The organism is Actinomycetota bacterium, from assembly GCA_005888325.1.
In the GTDB taxonomy this organism is placed as follows: domain Bacteria; phylum Actinomycetota; class Acidimicrobiia; order Acidimicrobiales; family AC-14; genus AC-14.
Map to the genome: position 1 here is coordinate 117,954 of VAWU01000032.1, position 22,345 is coordinate 140,298.

Annotated in this window: 24 protein-coding genes and 2 pseudogenes; 15 read left to right on the plus strand and 11 right to left on the minus strand. The window is 70.2% G+C overall.

Annotated features, from left to right (window positions below):
• Positions 1-49: 49 nt before the first annotated feature.
• Genes E6G06_13380 through E6G06_13395 form a run of 4 tightly spaced genes read right to left on the minus strand, consistent with a single transcriptional unit; the run spans position 50 to position 4,422 of the window.
• Complete coding sequence (locus tag E6G06_13380; GenBank protein TML90224.1) at positions 50-1,003, minus strand: pirin family protein; 954 nt, start codon at positions 1,001-1,003, stop codon at positions 50-52.
• On the minus strand, positions 961-1,875 hold the full coding sequence (locus E6G06_13385; GenBank protein ID TML90190.1) for an ABC transporter ATP-binding protein: 915 nt from the start codon (positions 1,873-1,875) through the stop codon (positions 961-963). Before E6G06_13385 ends, E6G06_13380 begins: the two co-directional genes overlap by 43 nt.
• Positions 1,872-3,017: a serine hydrolase gene (locus E6G06_13390; GenBank protein TML90191.1), complete on the minus strand. Its 1,146-nt coding sequence runs from the start codon at positions 3,015-3,017 to the stop codon at positions 1,872-1,874. The genes E6G06_13385 and E6G06_13390 overlap by 4 nt, the downstream gene beginning before the upstream one ends.
• Positions 2,962-4,422 carry an acid--CoA ligase gene (locus tag E6G06_13395; GenBank protein ID TML90192.1) on the minus strand — a complete coding sequence of 487 codons (1,461 nt, stop codon included), beginning with the start codon at positions 4,420-4,422 and terminating at the stop codon, positions 2,962-2,964. Before E6G06_13395 ends, E6G06_13390 begins: the two co-directional genes overlap by 56 nt.
• 103 nt (positions 4,423-4,525) lie before the next feature.
• Between E6G06_13395 and E6G06_13400 the strand changes: the two genes are divergently transcribed.
• The 4 genes from E6G06_13400 to E6G06_13415 all read left to right on the plus strand — a co-directional run bounded on the left by E6G06_13400 (position 4,526) and on the right by E6G06_13415 (position 8,159).
• Positions 4,526-5,476 carry an MBL fold metallo-hydrolase gene (locus E6G06_13400; protein ID TML90193.1) on the plus strand — a complete coding sequence of 317 codons (951 nt, stop codon included), beginning with the start codon at positions 4,526-4,528 and terminating at the stop codon, positions 5,474-5,476.
• Positions 5,326-6,063 (plus strand): DUF1211 domain-containing protein, encoded by a 738-nt coding sequence (locus E6G06_13405; GenBank protein TML90194.1) that lies wholly within the window; start codon positions 5,326-5,328, stop codon positions 6,061-6,063. The genes E6G06_13400 and E6G06_13405 overlap by 151 nt, the downstream gene beginning before the upstream one ends.
• 89 nt (positions 6,064-6,152) lie before the next feature.
• Positions 6,153-6,752 carry a DinB family protein gene (locus E6G06_13410; GenBank protein TML90195.1) on the plus strand — a complete coding sequence of 200 codons (600 nt, stop codon included), beginning with the start codon at positions 6,153-6,155 and terminating at the stop codon, positions 6,750-6,752.
• Between the two features lie 135 nt (positions 6,753-6,887).
• A complete protein-coding gene (locus E6G06_13415; protein TML90196.1) occupies positions 6,888-8,159 on the plus strand; it encodes a hypothetical protein in 1,272 nt (423 codons plus the stop codon).
• Here the strand turns inward: E6G06_13415 and E6G06_13420 are convergent.
• On the minus strand, positions 7,965-9,323 hold the full coding sequence (locus tag E6G06_13420; GenBank protein TML90197.1) for a HAMP domain-containing protein: 1,359 nt from the start codon (positions 9,321-9,323) through the stop codon (positions 7,965-7,967). The two genes, E6G06_13415 and E6G06_13420, sit on opposite strands and share 195 nt — an antisense overlap.
• Positions 9,324-9,388: 65 nt before the next feature.
• Here E6G06_13420 and E6G06_13425 point away from each other — a divergent pair, with 65 nt between their 5' ends.
• Together E6G06_13425 and E6G06_13430 are read left to right on the plus strand one after the other, a co-directional pair.
• On the plus strand, positions 9,389-9,718 hold the full coding sequence (locus E6G06_13425; GenBank protein ID TML90198.1) for a hypothetical protein: 330 nt from the start codon (positions 9,389-9,391) through the stop codon (positions 9,716-9,718).
• Positions 9,712-11,421, plus strand: a complete 1,710-nt coding sequence (locus E6G06_13430; protein TML90199.1) for a DUF2156 domain-containing protein — start codon at positions 9,712-9,714, stop codon at positions 11,419-11,421. Before E6G06_13425 ends, E6G06_13430 begins: the two co-directional genes overlap by 7 nt.
• A gap of 4 nt (positions 11,422-11,425) precedes the next feature.
• Here E6G06_13430 and E6G06_13435 read toward each other — a convergent pair whose 3' ends face one another.
• The gene (locus E6G06_13435) at positions 11,426-12,109 is read right to left on the minus strand and encodes a response regulator transcription factor (protein TML90200.1); all 684 of its coding nucleotides are present in this window, start codon (positions 12,107-12,109) and stop codon (positions 11,426-11,428) included.
• Here E6G06_13435 and E6G06_13440 point away from each other — a divergent pair.
• The 3 genes from E6G06_13440 to E6G06_13450 all read left to right on the plus strand — a co-directional run bounded on the left by E6G06_13440 (position 12,102) and on the right by E6G06_13450 (position 14,650).
• On the plus strand, positions 12,102-12,488 hold the full coding sequence (locus E6G06_13440) for a response regulator (GenBank protein TML90201.1): 387 nt from the start codon (positions 12,102-12,104) through the stop codon (positions 12,486-12,488). The genes E6G06_13435 and E6G06_13440 overlap by 8 nt on opposite strands.
• Positions 12,489-12,905: 417 nt before the next feature.
• On the plus strand, positions 12,906-13,700 hold the full coding sequence (locus E6G06_13445; protein ID TML90202.1) for a hypothetical protein: 795 nt from the start codon (positions 12,906-12,908) through the stop codon (positions 13,698-13,700).
• A gap of 56 nt (positions 13,701-13,756) precedes the next feature.
• Positions 13,757-14,650, plus strand: coding sequence for a cobalamin-binding protein (locus E6G06_13450; protein TML90203.1), 894 nt, complete (start codon positions 13,757-13,759; stop codon positions 14,648-14,650).
• A gap of 15 nt (positions 14,651-14,665) precedes the next feature.
• On the opposite strand, the gene E6G06_13455 is transcribed toward E6G06_13450, so the two are convergent.
• The 3 genes from E6G06_13455 to E6G06_13465 are packed head-to-tail and all read right to left on the minus strand — an operon-like array spanning position 14,666 to position 17,923.
• Positions 14,666-15,190, minus strand: coding sequence for a hypothetical protein (locus E6G06_13455; protein TML90204.1), 525 nt, complete (start codon positions 15,188-15,190; stop codon positions 14,666-14,668).
• A gap of 1 nt (position 15,191) precedes the next feature.
• Positions 15,192-17,459: an arylsulfatase gene (locus E6G06_13460; protein ID TML90205.1), complete on the minus strand. Its 2,268-nt coding sequence runs from the start codon at positions 17,457-17,459 to the stop codon at positions 15,192-15,194.
• Positions 17,456-17,923, minus strand: coding sequence for a hypothetical protein (locus tag E6G06_13465; protein ID TML90206.1), 468 nt, complete (start codon positions 17,921-17,923; stop codon positions 17,456-17,458). Before E6G06_13465 ends, E6G06_13460 begins: the two co-directional genes overlap by 4 nt.
• 53 nt (positions 17,924-17,976) lie before the next feature.
• On the opposite strand from E6G06_13465, the gene E6G06_13470 reads away from it, so the two are divergent.
• The 3 genes from E6G06_13470 to E6G06_13480 are packed head-to-tail and all read left to right on the plus strand — an operon-like array spanning position 17,977 to position 20,448.
• On the plus strand, positions 17,977-18,609 hold the full coding sequence (locus tag E6G06_13470) for a hypothetical protein (protein TML90207.1): 633 nt from the start codon (positions 17,977-17,979) through the stop codon (positions 18,607-18,609).
• Positions 18,600-19,208 (plus strand): TetR/AcrR family transcriptional regulator, encoded by a 609-nt coding sequence (locus tag E6G06_13475; GenBank protein TML90208.1) that lies wholly within the window; start codon positions 18,600-18,602, stop codon positions 19,206-19,208. Before E6G06_13470 ends, E6G06_13475 begins: the two co-directional genes overlap by 10 nt.
• A 28-nt stretch (positions 19,209-19,236) precedes the next feature.
• The gene (locus E6G06_13480; protein ID TML90209.1) at positions 19,237-20,448 is read left to right on the plus strand and encodes a hypothetical protein; all 1,212 of its coding nucleotides are present in this window, start codon (positions 19,237-19,239) and stop codon (positions 20,446-20,448) included.
• A gap of 10 nt (positions 20,449-20,458) precedes the next feature.
• Here the strand turns inward: E6G06_13480 and E6G06_13485 are convergent, their stop codons facing one another.
• Together E6G06_13485 and E6G06_13490 are read right to left on the minus strand one after the other, a co-directional pair.
• The gene (locus E6G06_13485) at positions 20,459-20,845 is read right to left on the minus strand and encodes a hypothetical protein (GenBank protein ID TML90210.1); all 387 of its coding nucleotides are present in this window, start codon (positions 20,843-20,845) and stop codon (positions 20,459-20,461) included.
• A gap of 105 nt (positions 20,846-20,950) precedes the next feature.
• Positions 20,951-21,043 (minus strand): annotated as a pseudogene (locus E6G06_13490) (TetR/AcrR family transcriptional regulator).
• Positions 21,044-21,064: 21 nt separating this feature from the next.
• Between E6G06_13490 and E6G06_13495 the strand changes: the two are divergent.
• The 3 genes and pseudogenes from E6G06_13495 to E6G06_13505 form a co-directional block, all read left to right on the plus strand.
• Positions 21,065-21,220 (plus strand): annotated as a pseudogene (locus E6G06_13495) (cupin domain-containing protein).
• Between the two features lie 68 nt (positions 21,221-21,288).
• Complete coding sequence (locus E6G06_13500) at positions 21,289-21,738, plus strand: hypothetical protein (GenBank protein ID TML90211.1); 450 nt, start codon at positions 21,289-21,291, stop codon at positions 21,736-21,738.
• A gap of 90 nt (positions 21,739-21,828) precedes the next feature.
• Positions 21,829-22,345, plus strand: a 517-nt coding sequence (locus E6G06_13505) for a hypothetical protein (GenBank protein TML90212.1), incomplete at its 3' end; no start/stop codon positions are given.

Below are 22,345 nucleotides of genomic sequence, written 5' to 3' on the forward strand. Positions count from 1 at the left end.
CCGGCCTGCCACATGGGAGCTGCGCTCCTCGCTGCGCTGCGGTGCTCGCTCATCGGTCCTCCCAGCGGTAACGGACGAAGAGAACGACGAGCGCCACGGAGAGCACGGCGGCGTAGGTGCCCACGGCGAACAGCCCGCCTTTCGCAACACCGCCGAGCGGGCCCTCGGGGTCGAGATGGCCGAGGAACAGCAGATCGCGCAGGTGCAAGGGGAGCGCCGCGAGGTCGATGAGCCCGGCGACGCTCCCCTGGTTGAACTGCTGCGAGGTGTCTCCGACGAGGATCGCCGAGACGGTCGCGGTGGCGAACATGAGGCCGATGAAGACCGCGGCAGCCACGATGCGACGGCCGGTCAGCGACGAGATGGCCAGCACGATCGCCGCGTAGTAGATGGCAACGACCGCGACCGCTGCAGGAACCTGCCAAAGCACCTCGGCGTTGTCGCGCAGGTAGTCGAGCGCGCGGTCGCGCACCAGCATCTGGCCGCCGAAGAGCACGATCTGGGGGATGACGCCGAAAGCGAACACGATGGTTGCGATCGCGCCGAGCTTCGCCGCCACGTAGTCCGCACCCGTCAACGGGCGGGCGAACAGCAGCGGCAACACCTTGTTGCGGCGGTCGGGACAGAGCACGTCGGGCCCCGTGAGCGCCACGAACAGGAGGAAGAGTGAGCTCGAGACGACCACGTAGTCGCGATACGTGATGAACTCGAAGCCGATCGGTGGGCTGTCGCGCGTGACGTACCCGATGCCGACGTTGACCACGGCGGGGATCACCGCGACGCCGAGGAGCAGGAACGGCGCGACCTTCTGGCGCCACGGCCGGCGCAGCCCGAGGGCGCGGCGCACCGACACGCGGAACAGGGCGAGCCGGACCGCGCGACGGCCACCCCGTGGGCCGTCGTAGGGCCGGTAGCCGCGGTCGTAGACGGCTCCACTCGTGGCGCCACTGGTTGTGGATGTCACGGGTGCCCCGCGGCGGTGAGGAACACGTCGTCGAGCGATCGGAAGCGGTTGCTGAGTCGGTGCAGCGGCAACCCGAGATCGGCGATGGCGTCCCGGATCGTGTCGACGTCGTCCACCGCGGTGACGGTGACCTCGACGGTGTCGTCGACCACGGTGGCGTTCATGCCCCGTGCGACGAGCGCGGAGACGAGCTCGCCCCCGCGATCGCCGACGTCGACGACCACCATCCCGGTCCGTTGCACGAGGCCCTCGGTGGCGCCGGCGACGACCAGCGCCCCGCCGTCGATCATCACGACGTTGTCGCAGACCTGCTGCACGTCGTCGAGCAGGTGCGTCGCCAGCAGCACCGAGATCCCGAAGGTGCCGACGCGTGCGACCAGCGCCAGCATCTCCTCCCGGCCGGTGGGGTCGAGACCGGCGGTCGGCTCGTCGAGCAGCAGGAGTTGGGGGTCGGCCACGAGCGCCTGGGCCAGCTTCGTGCGCTGACGCATGCCGGTGGAGAAGCCCGCGATCGGCCGGAAGCGCGCCTCGTCGAGGCCCACGAGGTCGAGCACGTCGGATGCCCGTTGGCGGGCCGCGCGCGGGGGTAGGCCGCTCAGCTCGGCGAAGGTGGCCGCCACGTCGGCGGCGGTCTGGTCGAGAGGCAGGCAATCGTGCTCGGGCATGTAGCCGATCGTCGATCGCACCCCGATCGGGTCGTCGTCGACCGCGTGGCCGCCGACCTCGAGCCGACCCGACGTGGCACGCCCGAGCCCCAGCAGCAGCCGGAAGAACGTCGTCTTGCCCGCGCCGTTGGCTCCGACCAGGCCGGTGCGCCCGTGCGGGATGTCGACGGTGAGGGCGTCGAGCGCGGTGACAGACCCGAAACGCTTCGTCAACGCGGTCGCCCGGACGAGCGGCTCGACTGTCACCCACCGAGTATGGCGTCCCCCGCGGCAAAGGCCGCAGTGACCGCCGCCCGCCACTCGCGGAGCTGTGGGTAGCGGTCGCTGGGAGTCTTGCCCAGGCGCACCACGACGAGGTCGAGGCCCGGGCACACGAGGATCGACTGGCCCTCGTACCCGCTGGCCTGGAACGACCCGTGCCCGTCGCCGACCACCCACCAGTGCGCCCCGTACAACGACCCGTCCTCCGGGTCGACCGACCGGGGCCGCCGGCCGTGGTCCACCCAACCGTCCGGCAGCACTCGTCGGCCGTCCCAGACGCCGTCGCGCAGGTAGAGGTAGCCGAACCGGGCGAAGTCGCGAGCCGTCGCGTGGACGTACGACGACGCGACCCATGTGCCCGCTGCGTCGAGCGTCGGACGGGCCGACTGCGCGCCGATGGGATCGAAGAGACGTTCGCGCAGGAACCGGCAGTAGCGGTCACCGAAGCCGACCTCGCGGTCGACGATGGCCGACACGATGTTGCTGGAGCCGCTCGAGTAGTTGAAACGGAGACCGGGAGCCGCGATCGCGGGGCGGTCGGCAGCGAAGGCGGCCACGTCGTCCTTGCCCGCGCCGAACAGCATCTCGATCACGTCGGAGGCGCGCGCGTCGACGTAGTCCTCCGCGAAGTCGAGGCCGTCGCGCATCTCGAGGAGGTCCTGCAGCGTGATCGTCCGCCGGGGGTCGTCCGGGGCGGCCCACTGCGGGACGGGCGCCGGCGCGTGGGTTTGCACCCGCCGCTCACCCACGAGGACGCCGACTACCGCGTGGAGCATCGATTTGGCCATCGACCACGACAGCAGCGGCGTGTCCGGTCCGACGGGCTCGTCCGCTCGATCCCAGTGCTCGATGACGCCGCTGTAGCGCTCGGCTACGAGCCGGCCCCGATGGATCACGACGACGGCATACGTGAGCGACAGGGGGCCGCCAGCATCGAATGCGGCGTCGAGGAGCGGCGCGAGGTCGACGCCGCGCGGGATGGGTCCCTCCGCCCAGTCCGGCGCGGGCCACGGCGACCCCTCCGGCTGTCCGGGCAGGGGCACGAGCGTCACCACCCGAGCCCTCGTCGACTCAAGGCTGTGACCGGCGCTCGTCGACGAGACGCGAGCGGCGCACCTTGCCGGCATCGTCGCGCACGGGCTCGTCGACCCGCTCGAAGCTGCGCGGAAGCTTGTAGCGCACGAGCCGCGACTCGAGGTGGGCGCGCAGGTCGTCGACATCGAGATCGGGAGGGGCCTGGACGATCGCGTGGACGCGCTGACCCAGGTCGTCGTCGGGCAGACCGATCACCGCGCTCGACGCGACGTGCGGGTGCTCGTCGAGCGCGGCCTCGACCTCGGCCGGGTACACGTTGGAGCCACCGACGAGGATCATGTCGGCGCGGCGATCCGCGAGATAGAGGTAGCCGTCCTCGTCGACCCAACCGAGGTCGCCGAGCGACTCCCACTCGCCGCGCGAGCGCGCTTCGGCGCCGATGTAGCGGTAGGTCGGGTCCGTGCCCGCCAGGCGCCGCAGGAAGACCTCCCCGACCTCGCGCGGCGGCACCTCGGCGCCGTCGTCGTCGAGGATCCGCACGTCGCCGTTGATCGGCCGCCCCACCGAGCCCCGCCGCTCCATCCACTGCGTTCCGGTGATCACCGTCGTCACCTGCGCCTCGGTGCCCGCGTAGAGCTCCCAGATGCGCTCGCCCCCGAGCCATTCGATCCATGCCTCCTTCAGCCACGGCGGGCACGGCGCGGCAAGGTGCCACACGGTCTCCAGCGACGAGACGTCGAAGCCCGTCCTCACGGCCTCGGGGAGACGCCAGATGCGGCTCATCATCGTGGGCACCAGATAGAGCCACGTGGCCCGGTGCGCCTCCACCTGCTCGAGCGTGCGGAGCGCGTCGAAACGCGGGAGCACGACCAGGTGACCGCCGGCCATGAGCGCGTGGAACGCGGAGACGAACGGACCGTTGTGGTACAGGGGCCCCGGCATCAGCGCGGTGCTGGTGTCGTCGAGGCGCCAGAAGGCCATCTCGAGCCAGTTCACCAACCCGGGCCGGCCCGCCACGATCAGCTTCGGCCGGCCCGTGCTGCCCCCCGACGTCGGCGCCTTCCATGCCGGCGAGACGCGGTCGGGCAGTGGGCCGTCGTCGTCGGCCTCGTCGACGAGCGTCTCCGCGCTCACACACGCGCGGCCGGCGACCTCACCCGGCTCGGCCCGGACGACGAGCGCGGGCTCGGCGAGCGCGACGATCGCCTCCAGCTCTGCCGCCGGGAGCCGAGACGACACCGGCTGAGGCGTGGCCCCCAGCTTCCAGCAAGCGACACAGGCCTCCACGAACGCCACGCCGTTGGGCAGGCCGATGGTGACGAAGCCACCCTCGCGGACCCCGCGCGCCTCGAGCGCGCGCGCGAGGCGGTTGCTGCGACGGTCGAGCGCGGCCCAGGTGCGGGTGTCGTCGTCGCACGAGACCGCTGGCGCATCCGGTCGCTCGTCGGCCAGCCGGCGCACCCGCGCGCCGAGTGAGACCACCTCGTCCGAGATCATGGGCCCTCCGTGGTTCGCGCTCGTTCGCCACCAGGATGCTCGATCGCAGCCTGCTCCCGCTTGGGCGTCGGGGACCATGTGCGGATCGCGTAGCGTTCCCGCGATGTCGGCCCCCACCGCCAACGGCCACCCGGACGACCACGGGCTCCCGCCGCCCGAGACGATCGAGGTGGCGAACGGGGTGTTCGCGTACGTCCAGCCGGACGGGAGCTGGTGGATCAACAACACCGGGTTCCTCGTCGGCGCCGACTCGGTCACCGCGATCGACGCGTCGTCGACCGAACGGCGCACCCGGGGCTTCCTGGACGCGATCGGGCGCGTCAGCCCACGGCCGGTGAGGACGCTCGTCAACACCCATCATCACGGCGACCACACCAACGGCAACTGCCTCTTCGGGGACGCGACCATCGTCGCTCACCGCAACTGCCGCGCGGGCGTGAAGGAGCAGCGCATCGGCGGCCTGGAACCGGTGTTCGGCGAGGTCGAGTGGGGCGAGCTCACGATCTCGCCCCCGACGTTGACGTTCGCCGAGCAGGTCGAGTTGTGGGTCGACGACCTCGGTGCCGAGGTGCGCCACATCGGCACGCCCGCCCACACCACCGGGGATGCCGTCGTGTGGCTCCCCGAGCACCGCGTTCTCTTCACGGGCGACCTCGTGTTCAACGGTGGAACGCCGTTCGTCCTCATGGGCTCGGTCGCGGGATCACTCGTCGCCATCGAGCGGCTCCGGCGCTACCAGGCGACGACCATCGTGCCCGGCCACGGTGCCGTCTGCGACCCCCGGCACCTCGACGCGATCGACGGTTACCTGACCTTCGTGCAACGGCTCGCGGCCGAGGCGAAGGGCGCGGGGGTGCCGCCTCTGCAGGCCGCGCGCGAGGCAGACCTCGGCGCGTACGCCGAGTGGCTCGACGCCGAGCGGCTCGTCGGCAACCTGCACCGCGCCTACGCGGAGCTCGACGGCCAACCGCTCGGCTCGCCGATCGACATCGTCAGCGCCTTCATCGACATGATCACCTACAACGGTGGGCGTCCACTGCGCTGTCTCGCGTGACGAGCGCGCGGCTCGAGGCGTTCAGTGACGGCGTGTTCGCCGTCGCGATCACACTGCTCGCGTTGGACCTGGCGGTGGCGGGCCCGGGTCATGGGTCACTCGCGCATCAGCTCGCAGATCATTGGCCGTCGTTCGTCGCCTACGTCGTCAGCTTCTTCGTCGTCGGCATCACATGGGTCAACCACCACGCCCTGGTCGACACCTTCGTCAAGGTCGACCGGAAGCTGCTGTTCCTGAACCTGGTGCTGTTGCTGTTCGTGGTGGCCATCCCGTTCGCGACATCCACCATGGCGACGTACCTCCGCGGCGGTGGCGACGACGCGCACCTCGCGACTGCCCTCTACGGAGTGGTCCTCGAGGGCATGGGCGTGAGCTTCGCCGCGATCTTCGTCTGGTCGCTCCGACGGGGCCGCCGAGCCGTTCCGTTGCCCGAAGACGCGGTCCGCACCGCCGTCCTCCGCTTCGGCGTGGGATCGATCGCCTACCTGGTTGCCATCGGCGTCGCGTTCTTGAGCGCACCCGTGTCCCTGGCGATCATCGCGGGGCTCGCGGTGTACTACATGTTCGAGCAGACGCCGGCGACGTGAGTCGCGGCACCTTCGACGACCCGGTAACGACACTAGATGACAGGGTCGAGGGTGCATGCTGAGCTCGAACCCGACGAACGGAGATCGACATGCCCGGACAGGCTCCCCCGGCGACCGACGAGCGTGAGCTGCTCCTCGCCTATATCGCCCAGCAGCGCGACGGAGTGCGCAACGCGGCGTACGGGCTCACCGACGAGCAGGCCCGCCTGACGCCGACGGCCGGCACGCTCAGCATCGGAGGGCTCGTCAAGCACGTCGCCGCCATGGAGCAGGGCTGGATCGACATCGTCCTCCAGCGCGACCGCGGCGGCTCGGACGACCGCGAAGCGGCCTACGAGGACAACTTCCGCCTCGCGCCGGACGAGACGCTCGCGGAGGCCCTCGCCCGCTTCGACGCGGTCGCGAAGGAGACCGAGGCGGTCGTCGCCGGGATCGACCTCGACCAGCCCGTCCCGGTCCCCAAGGGTGTTCCGTGGTTCCCCGACGACGTCGAGGCCTGGTCGGCGCGGTGGGTGCTGCTCCATCTCATCGAGGAGATCGCGCGGCACGCGGGCCACGCCGACATCGTCCGGGAGTCGATCGACGGCGCCCAGATGTACGAGCTCATGGCGGCGGCCGAAGGCTGGCCCGCCACCGACTGGCTCCAGCCGTGGGCAGGGCCACCGCAACAGACCCCTTCCGTTCCCTGACCGATCGCGTCGTCAGCGCGTCGAATGGGCTGTTCGGGCTCTCATCTCGTTCTCAGACACGGAGAGCGACGATGTGGTCGTGGGCGAAGGTGCGCCTTGCCACGACACGGCTGAATCGATCGAGGGAGGACTGGGATGAACACCTCGATCACCGCAGCGCCGTTCGTCGCCGGGCTCGCCGTCGTCACCTTCGGAATGATCTTCGTCGCCATCTGGGTGGCCCATGCACGCCTCCTCCGCTTCCTCGCGGCCACGGTGGCATTCGTGCTCGTGCTCACCACCGCCGGGGCGGCGGTCAACGCGTACTTCAACTATCTGCCAACCGTCGCCACGCTCTTCGGACAGCGGGCCCAGGATCAGGCGTCGAGCGCGCAGGTGGGCGAGCTCGTTGCCGCGTCAGCGAAGCCCACGCACGGGGTCGTCGAGAAGGTCTCCATCCCCGGACTCGTTTCCCACTTCGATGCCCGGCCCGCGCAGGTCTACCTGCCGCCCGCGTGGTTCGCAGTGCCGCGTCCCCGACTACCGGTGCTCGAGCTGCTGCACGGGACCCCGGGGACACCCGAGGACTGGACCCGCGCCGCCGGGGCGGACGTCGTCGCGGACAATTGGGCCGCCACCCACGACGGATGGGCGCCGATTCTCCTCCTGGTGGATGAGAACGGCTCGTTCACGGCGGATACCGAGTGCGCCAACGGAGTGGCGGGGAGTGCAGAGACCTATCTGGCCGTCGACGTCCCTGCCTGGGCGGTTGCCAAACTCGGTGCGGACCCGGAGCGCGTGGCGTGGGGGATCGGGGGCAACTCCGAGGGCGGCTACTGCGCGATCACCCTCGCGCTCCGCCATCTCGATCGCTACAGCCTGTTCCTCGACTTCTCCGGCCTCGACCATCCGACGCGTCGAGGCGGTGCTCTGCACCTCTTCGACGGGTCTCGTGAGGCGCTCGAAGCCCACACCCCGCGCTTGATCCTGCGCCATCACCACCACTGGCAGCCGCGGCTGGCGGGCTGGTTCGAGGTCGGTTCGGCGGACGGAGGCACCACGCGATCGATGATCGCAACGGCGGCACTGTCCCGGGCGGACGGCATCCAGACGCACCTCGTCCTGCGGCGCGGGGGCCATCACACATGGCGAGTCTGGCGGGCCTCCTTCGCCGACGCGCTCCCGTGGGCGGCGACCCGTCTCACTGCGGCGAGCGGGGCCCCTCCGGGAGTGCTACGGATCGGCCCGCGGCAGCCGCACGCGCACCACGGCGCCGCCCAACGGTGCACCGTTCGCAGCCTCCACCGTCCCACCGTGGGCACGCACCAGCGCAGCGACGATCGCCAGCCCAAGCCCCGTCCCGCCCGCGCCTCGACCGCGTGCCGCGTCGGAACGGGTGAAGCGGTCGAAAACGACCGGCAGCAGTAGGGCGGCAAAACCGGGCCCGTCATCGCTCACGACAATCTCGACGGCGCGGCCCGAGCACCCGATCGTCACCCAAACCCGGTTGAGCGCGAAACGGCGGGCGTTGGTGAGGAGGTTCGTCATCACCTGCTCGAGGCGAAGCAGATCGGCGTCGACCGCGGCATGGTCACCTTCGATCTCGACCTCGGGCGGGCCTGCGGCAGCCAGCCGCTGCGCCATCCGCTCCGCGACGGCGTACGCATCCACGCGGTCTCGACGCAGCGGGAGGTCGCCGCTGGTCGATCGGGCCAGCACAAGCAGATCTTCGGCCAGGCGTCCGAGCCGCTCGGCCTCTTCCAGGGCGCTGCGGAGCGTCCGCTCGGTGTCCTCTCGCGACCCGGGTTGTGCCAGGGCCAGCTCCAGCTCCCCCCGCAGGATCGAGATCGGCGTACGCAACTCGTGGCTGGCATCGTCGACGAACGCCTTCTCGCGCGCGAAGGACGCCTCCATGCGTCCGAGCATGGTGTTGAGCGTTCGGCCAAGGCGCGCGATCTCGTCGTCACCGGGTGGCTGACGGAGACGCCGCCCGGGTTCGGCAAGCGAGATGGTGTCCGCTTCCGCGGTCATGCGCCCGACGGGACGCAGTGCCTCGTGGGCGAGGAGCCAACCCCCGACCGCGAGCACGGTGATCAGCGTCGGCCCGACGACGACGAGGATGAGTGCCAACCGGTCCTGGGCCCTCCGCACCGTCTCCAGCGAGGTGCCGACCACGACAACCGCGGTCGCCGCGCCGGTCCGCTCGGGCACCGCGAGCAGCCGGGCGTCGGTGCCGAGCCCGGGCACCGCCCGGTCGATTGTGATCCGTCCGGCGCGGGCGCGACGGAGCTCCTGCGCGCCGAGGAGCCGGCGACCTCGGACCGTCGGCGAGGACGCGAGGATCCTGCCCGTCGAGGCGACGACCTGCGCGAAGGCGTCCTGCTCCGGCACCGCCTGACCCCGCGCGCGGTACACGGCGACAATGTCGTCGGCGCGTCCTTCGAGCCCGGTGTCGATGGCCGAGTTGAGCTCGGCGTTCAGGTTGTGCCAGAGCAACAGCGCCGTCAGCAGCAGCGTCATGGCCGACCCGGCCGCGAAGAGGATGGCCAGGCGACTGCGCAGGGAGATGGGCCGCGGACCGGCGAACCGCATGCGCCCGATGGTACGGAGGATTGGCTCTCATCGAGGTCTCATCCGGCCGTGACCATTCTGGTCCGGTGACGTCCGAGGCCGACCTTGTCCCGCTCGACGACCCCGAGTCTCTCGCCGAAGCGAGTGACACCGCTCGCATGAACGGCGAGGCGCGCGCGGCCGCGCGGCTGCGGTTGCGACTGCTGCGGGACATGCTGGCCGTCCGAGATCAGATGACGCGGGTGCTCGAGCTCGCGGATGTCGGCCGCGCGTCCATCGTTCGCGAGCTCGAGGACGACCTGATCGAGCAGCTCATCCGGCCCACGCCCGGCGCTCCGAACCTGACCGAGCAGGTACGCGCCGTGCTCGACGCGCAGGCCGCGCTCGTGATGGGTGTGATCGGTACGACGTGTTGAGCCGCGGACTCACGGACCTCACGCGCCTACGTCGCCTCCGCCGGCTCGGCGCCCTCGCCATCGCCGCCGCCGGGCTCGTCAACCTCGTCTCCGCGACGACGCCGCCGTTGCGCGACCGCCTTCGCTTCGTCCGCCACCTCATCCCGCTCGAGGTTCCCCAGGCGGCTGCGGCGCTCGTGGCGCTGGCCGGCCTCGGGCTCCTCCTGCTGTCGCGCGGGCTTCGCCGCGGGCAACGCCGCGCCTGGCGCCTGTCGATCGTGCTGCTCGCCGGTTCGGCGCTCCTGCACCTCGTCAAGGGAGCCGATCTCGAGGAGGCGGCCATCGCCGCGCTCGGGGCGGCGTTGCTCGTCCACAACCGCGACGCGTTCCGCGTGGCCTCGGACCGCGGGTCGGCCCTCCGGGCCTTTGTGGCGCCGGCGATAGGAGCGGCCGTCGCCACGCTCGTCGGCACGATCACCGTCGAGGTGTGGTCGCAGTCGCGGACGCGACCTCCCGTGGCACGGGCGTTCGTGGCGGTGGTGGAACGGCTCGCGGGTCTGCACACCGTCGCACTCGCCGATCGAGTCGGAGACTTTCTCGATCCCGCTCTCGGTGCGATCGGCTTCGGCCTCACCCTCGGCGCCGGATGGCTCATCCTGCGGCCCCTCGCCGCCCGGCGCCGCGGCACGGACGACCTCGCTCGGGCCCGCGCGATGGTGCGGCGCCACGGTGGCGACACTCTCACGTACTTCGCGCTACGGGATGACAAGCGGCATTTCTTCTTCGGCGAGACGATGGTGGCCTACGCCGTGTTCAACGGTGTGTGCCTCGTCTCACCGGATCCCGTCGGACCGGCCCACGAGCGCGCGGCCGCGTGGGCCCGGTTTCGCGCGTACGCAGACGCCCACGGCTGGTGTGTCGCGGTGCTCGGCGCAAGCGAGGCCTGGCTGCCCACCTACCGGTCGGCCGGGATGCGGGACCTCTACGTCGGCGACGAGGCGATCGTCGACGTCCACCGGTTCTCTCTTGCCGGCGGACGGGCCAAGGGCCTGCGTCAGGCGGTGAACCGGGTGGCGAACCACGGCTACCGGGTCGAGTTCTTCGACCCGGCCCGGGTGAGCGCCGAGCTCGAGCGCTCCCTGCGCGCGATGACCTGCGAGAGTCGGGGAGGCGACGCCGAACGCGGCTTCTCGATGACCCTCGGCCGGCTCTTCGACCGTCGCGACCAGGGTCTCCTGCTCGCCGTGGCCTTCGGGCCCGACGGGGTACCCGCCGCGTTCTGTCACTACGTACCTGCCGCCGCCCTCGAGGGGTACTCCCTCGACCTGATGCATCGGACGCGCGGCGATCACCCGAACGGTGTTCTCGACTTCGTGCTGGTGTCCACGATCGAGGAGCTCCGCTCGCGCGGCATGCGGGTCCTCGGGCTCAACTTCGCCACGATGCGAGCCGTCCTCGCCGGCGAGTCGGGCGACGGCGTCCCCCAGCGGCTCCAGCGTTGGCTCCTGCGCCGCCTGTCGGAGTCGATGCAGATCGAGACGCTGTGGCGCTTCACCGCGAAGTACCAACCCGAATGGGTGCCTCGCTACGTGGCCTACGACGGTCTCGAGCACGTGCTGCCGGCCGCGCTGGCAATCGCCCGGGCCGAGTCCTTCTGGGAGCTGCCGGTGGTCGGGCGGTTCCTCGTTCCGCCGGCACAGCCGCCGGTCGGCGTCGAGGCGTGAGTGATCAGCCCCCGCCGGCCGCCTTGTGGAGGCGATAGCCCGCGCCCCTGACGGTCTCGATCGTGTCGAGGCCGAAGGGCCGGTCGATCTTCGCACGCAGGTACCGGACGTAGACGTCGACGACGTTGGACGTGCCGTCGTAGGCGAAGTCCCACACGTGCTCGAGGATCTGGGTGCGCGAGAGCACCTCGTGGGGGTGACGCATGAAGTACTCGAGCAACGAGAACTCCTTGGCCGACAGCTCGATCGCCTCGCCGTTCCGCTGGACCTCACGGGTCGCGGGGTCGAGCGTGAGGCCGTCGACCTCGAGGACCGATGGGCGTTCGACGGGCCCGCGCCGGATGACCGAGCGCACCCGGGCGAGCAGCTCGCCGAAGGCGAACGGCTTGACGAGGTAGTCGTCTGCCCCCGCGTCGAGCCCCGCCACGCGGTCATCGACCGCGTCGCGTGCGGTGAGCATGATGATCGGGGCCCACCGACCCTTCTGCCGCAGCCGGTGGCAGACCTCGAAGCCGTCGGGCGGCGGGATCATGGCATCGAGGACGATCGTGTCGTACGAGTACTCATCCGCGGCCCAGAGCGCCTCGGCGCCATCGCGCGCGACGTCGACCGCGTATCCCTCGCGCTCCAGCCCGCGCTTGAGGAGGCTCGCCATCTTCGGCTCGTCTTCCACGACGAGGATGCGCACTGTGCTCGAGCCTAGGAGTTCCGGTTACGTTCTGGTCGTCGACGACGACACCAAGCTCGCGGATGTGATGGTTCGTGGGTTGCAGCGTGGGGGTTACGAGTGCAGTGTGGCGGGCTCCGGCGACCAGGCGCTCTGGGCGGTACAGGGGCGCCGCCCGGACGTGATCGTGCTGGACGTGATGATCCCGCACCCCAGCGGGATCGAGGTCTGCCGCCACCTCCGCCAGATCGGGTGGGACGGCTTCATCATCGTCGTCAGTGCCCGCGGCAACGCTGCCGACGTCGAAGCTGCGACGCGAGCGGGCGCGGACCGGTTCCTCGCGAAGCCCTTTGCGATGGCCGAGCTGGTCGCAACGGTCGATGCGCTCGTGAGCCGGTAGGACTCATTCTCGTCTCATCGCCGCAGGGCGAGAGTCGAGGGTATCAAGGACGTCCCCCCTGAGACCGAGCGTGACGGTGCGCTGCGCCCGCACGTCCGCGTGCAGGTCCGCTGCCGGTACAACGGCGGTTGGGTCTCCGGTTTCGAGATCGCGGAGCCGGGGCCCACCGGCTATTGGCTGCGGCGCACCTCGGATCGGGCCGCGCTACCCGTCGAGTTCGGCGCCGGCGACGTCAGAGCGATCGACGATCGCGCGAGCGGCGAGTAACTGCCAGACGTCATCTCTCTCGTCTCCCCGCTACGCGCAGCCGAGAGCCCGATGAAGCTCAAGCGTCGGCCTGAGCACGCTCTCAGCGACTCAGGGTCTGCTCAGCAGCTGTTCGCGATCGTGGTTCTGACGTGCGAGAAGGAGCGATACATGATCAAGCGAACGGCAACCGTGCTCACGATGATCGCCGCTCTCGCCACCACTGCCGTGGCGTGGGCCGGGCCGGTGTCGGCCTCGTCCTCTCAGGACGACGACGACCTGCCTCGGTTCGGTCCGGGGAATCAGTACCGCCCCGTCATCGAGGCCAAGGACTTCAGCCCCAATGTCACCAACCGCTGGCTGCCGCTCGAGCCAGGGACGACGCTCACCTACGAGGGTACGAAAGACGGTCAGCCGGCGCGGAACATCTTTCACGTGACATCGATGACGACAGTGATCGATGGCGTTACGTGCCGCGTGGTCTTCGATCGTCTGTTTCTCAACGGCAAGCTCGCGGAGCGGACGTTCGACTACTACGCGCAAGACGACGATGGCAACGTCTGGTACTTCGGCGAGGACACCGTGACACTCGACGACAACGGCAATCTCACCGACACCGAGGGGAGCTTCCGGGCCGGGGTGGACGGCGCCGAGCCCGGAGTGTTCATGCAAGCCGATCCCGACGTCGGACGTCGCTTCCGCCAGGAGTGGTACCAGGGGCACGCCGAGGACCAGTTCAAGGTCGTGGGCCGCGCGACACGCGTGACGGTGCCGTACGGCTCGTTCCAGCGGGCGCTGAAGACCGACGAGAGAACCGACCTCGAGCCGACCGTGCTCGACAACAAGTACTACGTGCGCGGGATCGGCGAGGTTGCGGAAGTCTCCGTGCGGGGCCCGCTCGAGAAGCTCGAGCTCGTCTCCATCAAGACCGTTGACGAGCGGCCGGAAGAATCGTCGTCCCGGTAGCTGAGCCGATCGACGATGTCTTCGCAGGCCCATCCAGGCTCCAATAGCCTGGCCCGGTGCGAATCGTGTCGTTGCTCCCGTCGACGACGGAGATCCTGTTCGCGGTCGGAGCCGGCGACGACGTCGTCGGCGTCACATTCGAGTGCGACTTCCCTGCCGAGGCCCGGAGCAGGCGGATCGTGTCGACCACCGCGCTGTCGCCTGGGCTGACGCCCGCGCAGATCGATGCAGAGGTGCGAGCCCGCGTCGCCGCGGGTGAGGACCTGTACACCCTCGACGAAGGTGCGCTCCGCGACATCGAGCCCGACGTGGTGGTGACCCAGGACCTGTGCGCGGTGTGCGCGGTCGATGTCGCCAACGTCGATCAGGCGCTCGATCACCTGGGGTGCCGGGCCGAGGTCGTCACCGTCGATCCGATGACCCTCGATGAGGTGCTCGAGTCGATCGTCACCCTGGGAAGGGTCACCGGCAACGAACCGCGGGCCGCGGAGCTGCTGGTCTCGCTCAGAGCGCGACTCGACCTCGTGGCGGCCGCGGTCGCCGGTCGTCCTCGGCCGAGGATCGCGATGTTGGAGTGGACCGACCCACCGTTCTCGGCGGGTCATTGGGTGCCTGACATGGTGGCCACCGCGGGTGCGACCTGCGTGTTGGGCGACGCGGGCGAGAGGTCCCGCCCGCTCGACTGGGACGAGCTGACCGAAAGCGCGCCGGAGGTGATCGTCGTCGCGCCGTGCGGCTACGGGCTCCCGGGCGCGACCGACCTCGCCGTCGCGCTGCAGCGCACGGGACGGCTGCCGGCGGATGCGGACCTGTGGGCGGTCGACGCCGACGCCGCGTTCGTACGCCCCGGACCCCGCCTCGTCGACGGCGTCGAGACGCTCGCGGCCATCGCCCATCCCGACGCGGTGCCGGCCCGACCCGATGCCGCCACACGGATCGACACGCAATGACGCGGGCTCACGACGTCATGCCCTGCAGACCCACGAGCGCCCGGGCATGCTCGATCTCGCCCATGTGACGCAGGCCGGGGTGATGCCGTCCTCACCGGCGACGCGGGCGCTGTAGGTCGACGCGATCTGCGGCGGGAACGGGCGTGACACGACGACGTCGGTGAGCGTCGACGGTTCGAGCCTCGCCAGCCACGACTCCGTCTTCTCGAACACGAGCTGCATGTAGTCCTTGAAGGCGTCGTAATCGCCGATGCGCTGGCCGACCATCTCGTCGACGGTCTTGTGCTTTCCGTGATCCGCGATCGCGAGCCCCATGCGTGGAGCCCATGACTCGTCGTAGACCATCGGCCCCGCGCCGAGCATGGTCGCAGAGCCGTCCTCGATCTGCACGAGGTGGAAGATCGAGAACGCGATCGGCAGCACCGGCTCGCGTTCGACGTGGTTCACCTGGTCGAGGTCCATCGTGGCGATGGCGTCCTCCCACAACGAGTGCATGGCGCGCATGCGTCGTCGGAGCGAGTCGAGGATCAGTTCGGTCATGTCACTCCTTGGCGAGCTCGGTTCTGGCGGTTGCGGCGACGTCGGCGGCATCGGCGCGGCTGCGAATGTCGAAGGTGATGCGTTCGATGGTGCCGCTGAACGCGAACGGCGCCTCGTAGTCGTCGACCACCGGTGACAGTGCGTCGCGCCCGATGTCGAGCCCGGTCGAGCCGAGCATCCGGACCAGAGTCGGGATCTCGAGGCTCGTCAGGTCGTCGCCGTCGACCACGAGCGTGAGCATGCCACCTCTGTCGGCACGGTCGAAGCGGGCCCCGAGCTCGTGCCGTCCGGCGGTGAGGTCGATCGGTGCGACGGCACGGTGATGCGTGCCGAGCGCGTTGTAGTCGAACTGCAGCGTCGCGTCCTTCACGAAGAACGAGTGGCCGACGTTGTGCCCACCACGGGCGTACAGGACGCCCTCGACGCCGCGGGCCGGAAGGTCGACCATCGCGGTGATCGTCCACGACCGCCCGCCGAGCGGCGGCGCCGCGTCAACGGGAACGTGCGCGATGGGCGGGAAGTACGTGTACCGCGTGCGGGCGTGCACCGTTCCCGGCCGGGCCGTGGCGCCGAAGAGCTCGATCGTGCGGTCGTCGAGCGGCAGCACGCCGTGCCGGCCGGCCTCGACCCACCATGCGTCGATCAGCTCGCGCAGCTTGTCGGGGTGCGCCGCGGAGAGGTCGTGGCACTCCGAGAAGTCGTCGTCGAGGCGGTAGAGCGCCCACTCGTCGTCGTCGATCGGCCGGCCCTGCTCGTGGTAAGTGGTGATCTTCCAGCCGTCGGCCCACAGACCGCGGTGGCCCATCTGCTCGAAGTACTGGATCGCGCGCGGTGTCGGGGCGGAACCGTCGTCGAACGTCGCGGCGATGGACGCGCCGTGCATCGGGATCTGGAGCACCCCGTTGTGGTCGTCGGTGACCGGCGCGCCCGTGACGGCGAGGATGGTCGGTGTGATGTCGACCGCGTGGCAGAACTGGTCGCGGATCGCGCCACGATCCGCGATCCCGTTCGGCCAGTGCACGACGAGCGGGTCACGTACCCCGCCGCCGTACGTGTTCTGCTTGTACCAGCGCAGCGGTGAGTTTCCGGCCTGCGCCCATCCCCACGGATAGTTCGAGTGCGAGTGCGGGCCGCCGATGTCGTCGAGGCGGGTGGCGACGATGTCGTCGATGTCCTCCCAGGCGGCGTTGAAGAAGCTGAACTCGTCCATGACGCCGAACGGCCCGCCCTCACGGGAAGCGCCGTTGTCGGAAAGGACCATGAGGAGCGTGTCGTCGAGCAGGCCGCGCGTCTCGAGGAAGTCGACGAGGCGGCCGATCTGCGCGTCGGTGTGCTCGAGCATGGCCGCGAACGCCTCCTGCAGCCGTGCCGCGAAGGCCCGTTGATTGTCGGTCAGGTCCTCCCACGCCGGCACGCCGGGATTCGGTGGCGCCAGCGTCGTGCCCTCGGGGACGATGCCAAGGTCGAGCTGCCGCGCGAACCAACGCTCCCGCGCCGCGCCGTAGCCGTCGTCGAACTTCCCTCGCCACCGCTGCAGGTACTCGACCGGTGCCTGGTGCGGCGCATGCGTCGCGCCGAAGGCGAGGTAGAGGAAGAAGGGCCGGTCGGGTCGGATGGACTGCAGGTCGCCGATCCATCCCGTCGCCTTGCCGACGATGTCCTCCGACACGTGGTAGCCGTCCTCCGGACGCCCGGGCGGGTCGATGTGGCCGTTGTCGCTGGTGAGCTCGGGATGGAACTGATCGGTCTCTCCCTGCAGGAACCCGTAGAAGCGGTCGAAGCCCTTCTGCAGGGGCCAGTTCGTGTGCGGCCCCGCCGCCGAGCATTCATCCATCGGCGCCAGGTGCCACTTCCCCGCCGCGTAGGTGGCATAGCCGTAGGCGCGCAGGAGCTCGGCCACGGTCGCGGCGCGCGGGCTGATGCCGCCGCGCATGTGCGGGAAACCCGTGTTCCAGTTGGACACGCCGCGCATGCCGACGGCATGCGGGTTGCGGCCGGTGAGCAGCGCGGCCCGCGACGGCGAGCAGAGCGCGGTGGTGTGGAACCCCGTGTACCGCAGGCCGTTGGCGGCGAGGCGGTCGATCGTGGGCGTGGCCAGCTCGGAGCCGTAGCACCCGAAGTGGGCGAAGCCGGTGTCGTCGAGCACGACCATCACCACGTTCCGCCCGCCCAGCCCGGGTGGTGTCTCCGGCCACCACGCCGTCGAGTCGTGGTACGTGCGGCCGATGTGCCCGCCGAAGTCGGGTTCGTTGGGTGAGCTCATGGTCATCGAACCCGCTCCAGGCGTGCGGTGAACATCGGCCCGTACTCCCACACCAGGTGGTCACCGTCGAGCCGTCGCGTCACCTCGAACCCGGGCATGCCGACGGGTCGCAACGTGTGCACTCCGTCCTCGAACGTGCACACCACCGAGATCGACGGTCCGTTGCCGGCTGCAACGTCGTTCACGCCGTGCTCGACGGTGCCGTCGGCGCGCATGTCGTGGATCACGCCCGACGACGTGATGCACACACGGTCTCCGCACTGCTCGATGCGCTCCACGTGATCGGCGACGGGGTCCGGGTCCGGGGTGCCTCCGCGCTTCCAGTCGGTCGTCAGGACACGCCACACCCCTCGCATGTCGGGCGCACCTGCGACCAGGGGCTCCGTACAACCCGCGAGGACCGGCGGCGGCATCTCCGGTCCGTAGCCGCCCGGCGGCGTGTGCGCGACGGGAATCTGGTCTGCCTGCATGCCTGGGACCGTATGTATTGACAGCCCCTCTGTCAATAGTTACGGTCGACGACATGCCCCGCTACGGCACCATCGACCGCGACTACGGGATGCGCCTGGCCAACTGCGACCCCGCGACCGACGGCCCGATCTACATGCTCAACCTCATGAAGTACCGCGACGCGGCGGACTACGGCGGCAAAGGCGGCGACGCGAGCGTCTCGGGACGTGAGGCCGACGATCGCTACGCGCCGGTCGACGTGCTCGCGGCCATCGGGGCGAAGGTCTGCTTCACCGCCGAGGTGCTCGACGCCTCCGACGACTGGGACCGGGTCGCCGTCGTCCGCTACCCCACCCGCCGGGCCTTCATCGAGATGCAGTCGCGCAAGGACTTCCAGGAGAAGCACGTGCACAAGGAAGCCGGCATGCACCACACGATCGTCATGGCCACGCTGCCGGTGGGCGATCTGCCTGCGCGTGCGCGTCCCGGCCGCGTGCTGCTCGAGGTCTGGGCCGGAGATGCGCCTCCGTCGGTTCAGCGCGGAGCCGCGGTCACGTTCGACATCGAAGGCACCATCATCGGCGATGGACGTACGTGGACGAGCGCGCGCTACACCCCGCTCGCGGATGATGCCGACGTCGATCTGTCCGCCCCGACGGCCCACCAGGTCCTGGTGTTGGAGCCGACGATCGACAGGTGGACGTGACCGACACCTCCCAGGAGGTCGACGGCCGACGCCTTCGGCGCGAGCAGAACCGCGAGGCCGTCCTCGACGCGCTCGCCGAGCTGTTCTCCGAAGGCGTCTACCAGCCCCGCGCGAACGAGATCGCCGAGCGCGCCGGCATCTCCCCTCGCTCGCTGTTCCGGTACTTCGACGACATCGACGACCTCAACCGGGCCACGATCGAGCGCCACCTCGCCGCCGCCCGTCCCCAGCTCGACATCGGCATCGGGCCGGACGCGTCGACGAAGGCCAAGGTCGAGTGCGTCGTCGAGGCACGCATGCGCCTGTTCGAGACGATCGCGCCGGCGGCGCGTGCGGCCCGCGGCTACGCGCTCCGCCACCCAGTGGTCGCCGCGCAGGTGCGCGACAGCCGCTTCCACCTACGCGATCAGGTGCATCGTCTGTTCGCGCCGGAGCTCGAGGGCGATCGGGCCGAACTACTCCCTGCACTCGACGCGCTGTGCTCGTTCGAGACGTGCGAGCTCGTGCGATTCGACCAGGGGCTGTCCCGAGCGGAGGCCGTGTCCGCACTCGTGAAAGCGTTGACCGCGCTGCTCGAGCCGTCCGCCTCCGGCGCATGACACCGCGGCGCGGAGCGCGGGCGCCGGTGTGACCTGGCGCTACGAGGACGACGGCCCGAGGCGGACGCAGACCGTCGCAGGCGGGCTCCGCATCGGGCCGGGCGAGCACCTCGAGGTGACGACCCGGACCGCTCCCGCGACCACGATGGTCGTCGGGCGCGAGTCGGGGGAGCTCTTCCTGCTGCGCCACAACGCGGGCGACGGCGCCATCGCGCTCGTGGAGCGTATCGACCCGCATTCGCTCGAGCCGCTGGCCCAATCACGCGAGCTCGCGGGCGGACCGGTCTGGCCGGGCGGATTGGGAGCCCACGAGAACGGCTCGCTCTACGTCGTGTTCGGGAACCACGCGCACCGGCTCGACGCCGACCTGCAGGTGGTCGCATCGCGCAGGCTTCCCCGCCAGCGTCCCTACAACAGCTTCGTCCCGCTCCCCGACGGCCATCTCGTCACCAAGGACTTCGGTGGCTCTCGCCCCGGTGTCACGGTCGCACCGGGCGATCGCGAGCCGTGCGAGCTCGTGGTCCTCGAGCCCGTCGGCCTGGAGATCGTCGCCCGCCTGATCGTCCCGGAGCCGTCGATCGCACGCCTCTCGGCTGACGGTTACGACGTGTACGTCGTCGGCGACACGAGCCTGATGCGCGTCCGTTGGGACGGATCCGCGCTGACGCACGACGATCGCCTCCGCGTCGTCTATCGCACGTTCGACGGCCAGACCTACGGATGGGATTGCGTCATCGCCGCGGGTGCGGCGTGGTTCCTCGACGACGGCGAGGGGAGCGAGCGCTTCAACGGGACCTTCCGCGGCAACGGCATCTCCACGTGTCCGCTGCACGTCGTGCGGGTCGATCTCGCCACCGGCGAGGTCGCGATGGCGGAGGTCTCGGGGTTGTCGGGCGGCTTGATCGCCAACCCGCCTGCCGTCGACGAGCACCGCGGTGTCGTCGTCGGGTACGACAGCGGCAACGGCGTGCTCGCCGGCTTCGCCCTCGACACGCTCGCGCCGCGCTGGCGCCGCGACCAGGACCACGCCAGCCATCTGCTGCTGTACGAGGACACCGGCGAGCTGGTCACGGGCGACCACGCCGACATCGTCATGCTCGACATCGCGACCGGTCGCGAGCTCGCCCGGGCCGACAGCGGGAGCGGACTCCAATCCGTGCTCTTCCCGACGCCGGGCTTCGACCGAGACTTCTACCTCTGCTCGATGCTCACGGTCACGCGCGCCAGGGTGGCTGCCTGACCGGTCGCGATCAGCTCCGTCGTTTGCGTGGCGCCCGCGCTTGCGCGCGGATGCCGTCGAGGATGATGGCCAGACCGGCTCGGAAGTACTCCGTCGGATCGCGGTGGGCGAGCTCGCCGGCTCGTTCGGCGATGAGCGCGGAGGCCGGGTCGTGGGCGGCAACTGCGATCAGACGTTCCCGGACGGTGCTGGTGCGGGGGATCTCCCACAGCACCGAGCCGAAGGTGAACATGAGCAGGGTGTCGAAGGCGTGGACCGCGTCGGTGCCGGTGAGCCCGCCATCGGCGAGCGCCGAAAGCACCCCTGTTGCAGAAGCGGGCGACGCCGACGACGGGTGTGGGGCGCAACACCGACAACACCGCCACGCCGGGATGATCGAGGTTGAGCTGGCGGGCATTGCTGAACAGCTCGGCGACCTGTTGGTCCCAGCTACCGGTGGCGTCGAGGTTCTCCAGGCTCGGAGTCACGACGGCGTCAACGACTCGGTCAGGCCGCACGCGTCGGCCACTGCCCGAATGGTGAGCGCGTCGACGCCGTGGCGGTCGACGATCTCGATTGCGGCCGCGACCACGGCGCTCACGGTCACCCGCGGCCGAGCGGCACGCCGCTTCCGGCCGGCGAGCTCTGGCTCGAGCTCGACAACGGCCAACAGCACGTCGTGCGGGCGGGTGACACCCTCGTCCAGAACGGCACCCGCCATGCCTGGCGCAACAAGTCGGAGCACCCCTGCGTCATGGCCGTCGCGCTCATCGGCGCCGCCCGTCACAACTGACGATCGCTTTGCGTCGACTCGGCGGACGACGGCTCTCGTCCCGACGCCGCTGGGCCAGACTCACGGACATGCAATCCGTCGTCGCCGCCGGAGCCGGTTTCCTGCTCGCGGTGTTGTGGTTCGACTTGATGTTCGACGTGCAGGTGCTCCGTCATCCCGATGGCGAGCTGCCCGAGACCGTGCTCGCGTCGATCGCGGGGTACTACCGGCGCGTCACGACCGAGGCGCGCCCGATGAATCGCCTCGTGGCAGTCGTCATGCTGTCCACCGTGACGGCCATCGTCGTGCAGCTGATCCGTGGCGACGCCCCACGATGGGTGAGCGCGGCATCGGCGGTCGCCGCGCTCGTGCCCATCGCGCTGGCCGGCGGGCGAACGGTTCCCGACGCGGTGCGGTTGGGCACCCGGCGCGACTCGGTGCCAGCGCAGAGCCGGCTGGCGCGATCGGTGTGTCGCGACCATCTCGTCTGCGTCGCGGGAATCGCCACCCTGCTCCTCACTCAGCTCGTCTGGGCATGACGATCGTCGAGCGCTCGGCGTCGCGCCTCGGCGTGCAGGGCAGCTCGATCGTCACTCAAGCCGGCCCGGTCGGCGGACGAACACGACAAGGTGGACCAGGCAGCCCCCATCGATGCCCAGGCGCTCGACCGCGCGCTGACGGCGCTGCTCGACCAGCACCCGGAGGGCCTCGTCGCCGCGATAGGAACCGATGGTCTCTTCGTGACGATGCCGGCCTCGGTGCCGCTGAACGGCCACAAGGTCCTCGTCGGTCGCTCCGCGCTGGACCTCGTCGCGCCCCGGGACATCGAAGTGGTGATCACGACGTGGGAGCGAGCTCGGCAAACCGGTGCCGCCCGTGCCTCGGTTCAGCCGGTGAGCTCGCCTGGTCACCTGGCGCGGCTGCACTTCTTCGACGTCCGAGCGCATCACGGAGTGTTCGTCCTGGTGGTGCTCGCCGAGGACGGTGCCGCGGGCGATGTGCTGGACGGCCTTCCCGACATGCCGGCCGTCGTCACGCGCTTCTCGACCACGCGCAAGAACGAGCTCGCGGTGCTGGTGGCCATCGACGGGGCGACGACCCAGATGCTCGGCTGGACACCGGAGGAGATGGTGGGCCAGCGCTCGC

Coding starts and splice junctions, on each gene's coding strand:
- E6G06_13470 (TML90207.1), top strand. CDS start 17,977: ATGCCCCGCTACGGCACCATCGACCGCGACTACGGGATGCGCCTGGCC.
- E6G06_13400 (TML90193.1), top strand. CDS start 4,526: ATGTCGGCCCCCACCGCCAACGGCCACCCGGACGACCACGGGCTCCCG.
- E6G06_13390 (TML90191.1), bottom strand. CDS start 3,017: ATGCCGGCAAGGTGCGCCGCTCGCGTCTCGTCGACGAGCGCCGGTCAC.
- E6G06_13500 (TML90211.1), top strand. CDS start 21,289: ATGCAATCCGTCGTCGCCGCCGGAGCCGGTTTCCTGCTCGCGGTGTTG.
- E6G06_13415 (TML90196.1), top strand. CDS start 6,888: ATGAACACCTCGATCACCGCAGCGCCGTTCGTCGCCGGGCTCGCCGTC.
- E6G06_13440 (TML90201.1), top strand. CDS start 12,102: ATGCGCACTGTGCTCGAGCCTAGGAGTTCCGGTTACGTTCTGGTCGTC.
- E6G06_13410 (TML90195.1), top strand. CDS start 6,153: ATGCCCGGACAGGCTCCCCCGGCGACCGACGAGCGTGAGCTGCTCCTC.
- E6G06_13465 (TML90206.1), bottom strand. CDS start 17,923: ATGCAGGCAGACCAGATTCCCGTCGCGCACACGCCGCCGGGCGGCTAC.
- E6G06_13395 (TML90192.1), bottom strand. CDS start 4,422: ATGATCTCGGACGAGGTGGTCTCACTCGGCGCGCGGGTGCGCCGGCTG.
- E6G06_13455 (TML90204.1), bottom strand. CDS start 15,190: ATGACCGAACTGATCCTCGACTCGCTCCGACGACGCATGCGCGCCATG.
- E6G06_13420 (TML90197.1), bottom strand. CDS start 9,323: ATGCGGTTCGCCGGTCCGCGGCCCATCTCCCTGCGCAGTCGCCTGGCC.
- E6G06_13460 (TML90205.1), bottom strand. CDS start 17,459: ATGACCATGAGCTCACCCAACGAACCCGACTTCGGCGGGCACATCGGC.
- E6G06_13485 (TML90210.1), bottom strand. CDS start 20,845: ATGCCCGCCAGCTCAACCTCGATCATCCCGGCGTGGCGGTGTTGTCGG.
- E6G06_13445 (TML90202.1), top strand. CDS start 12,906: ATGATCAAGCGAACGGCAACCGTGCTCACGATGATCGCCGCTCTCGCC.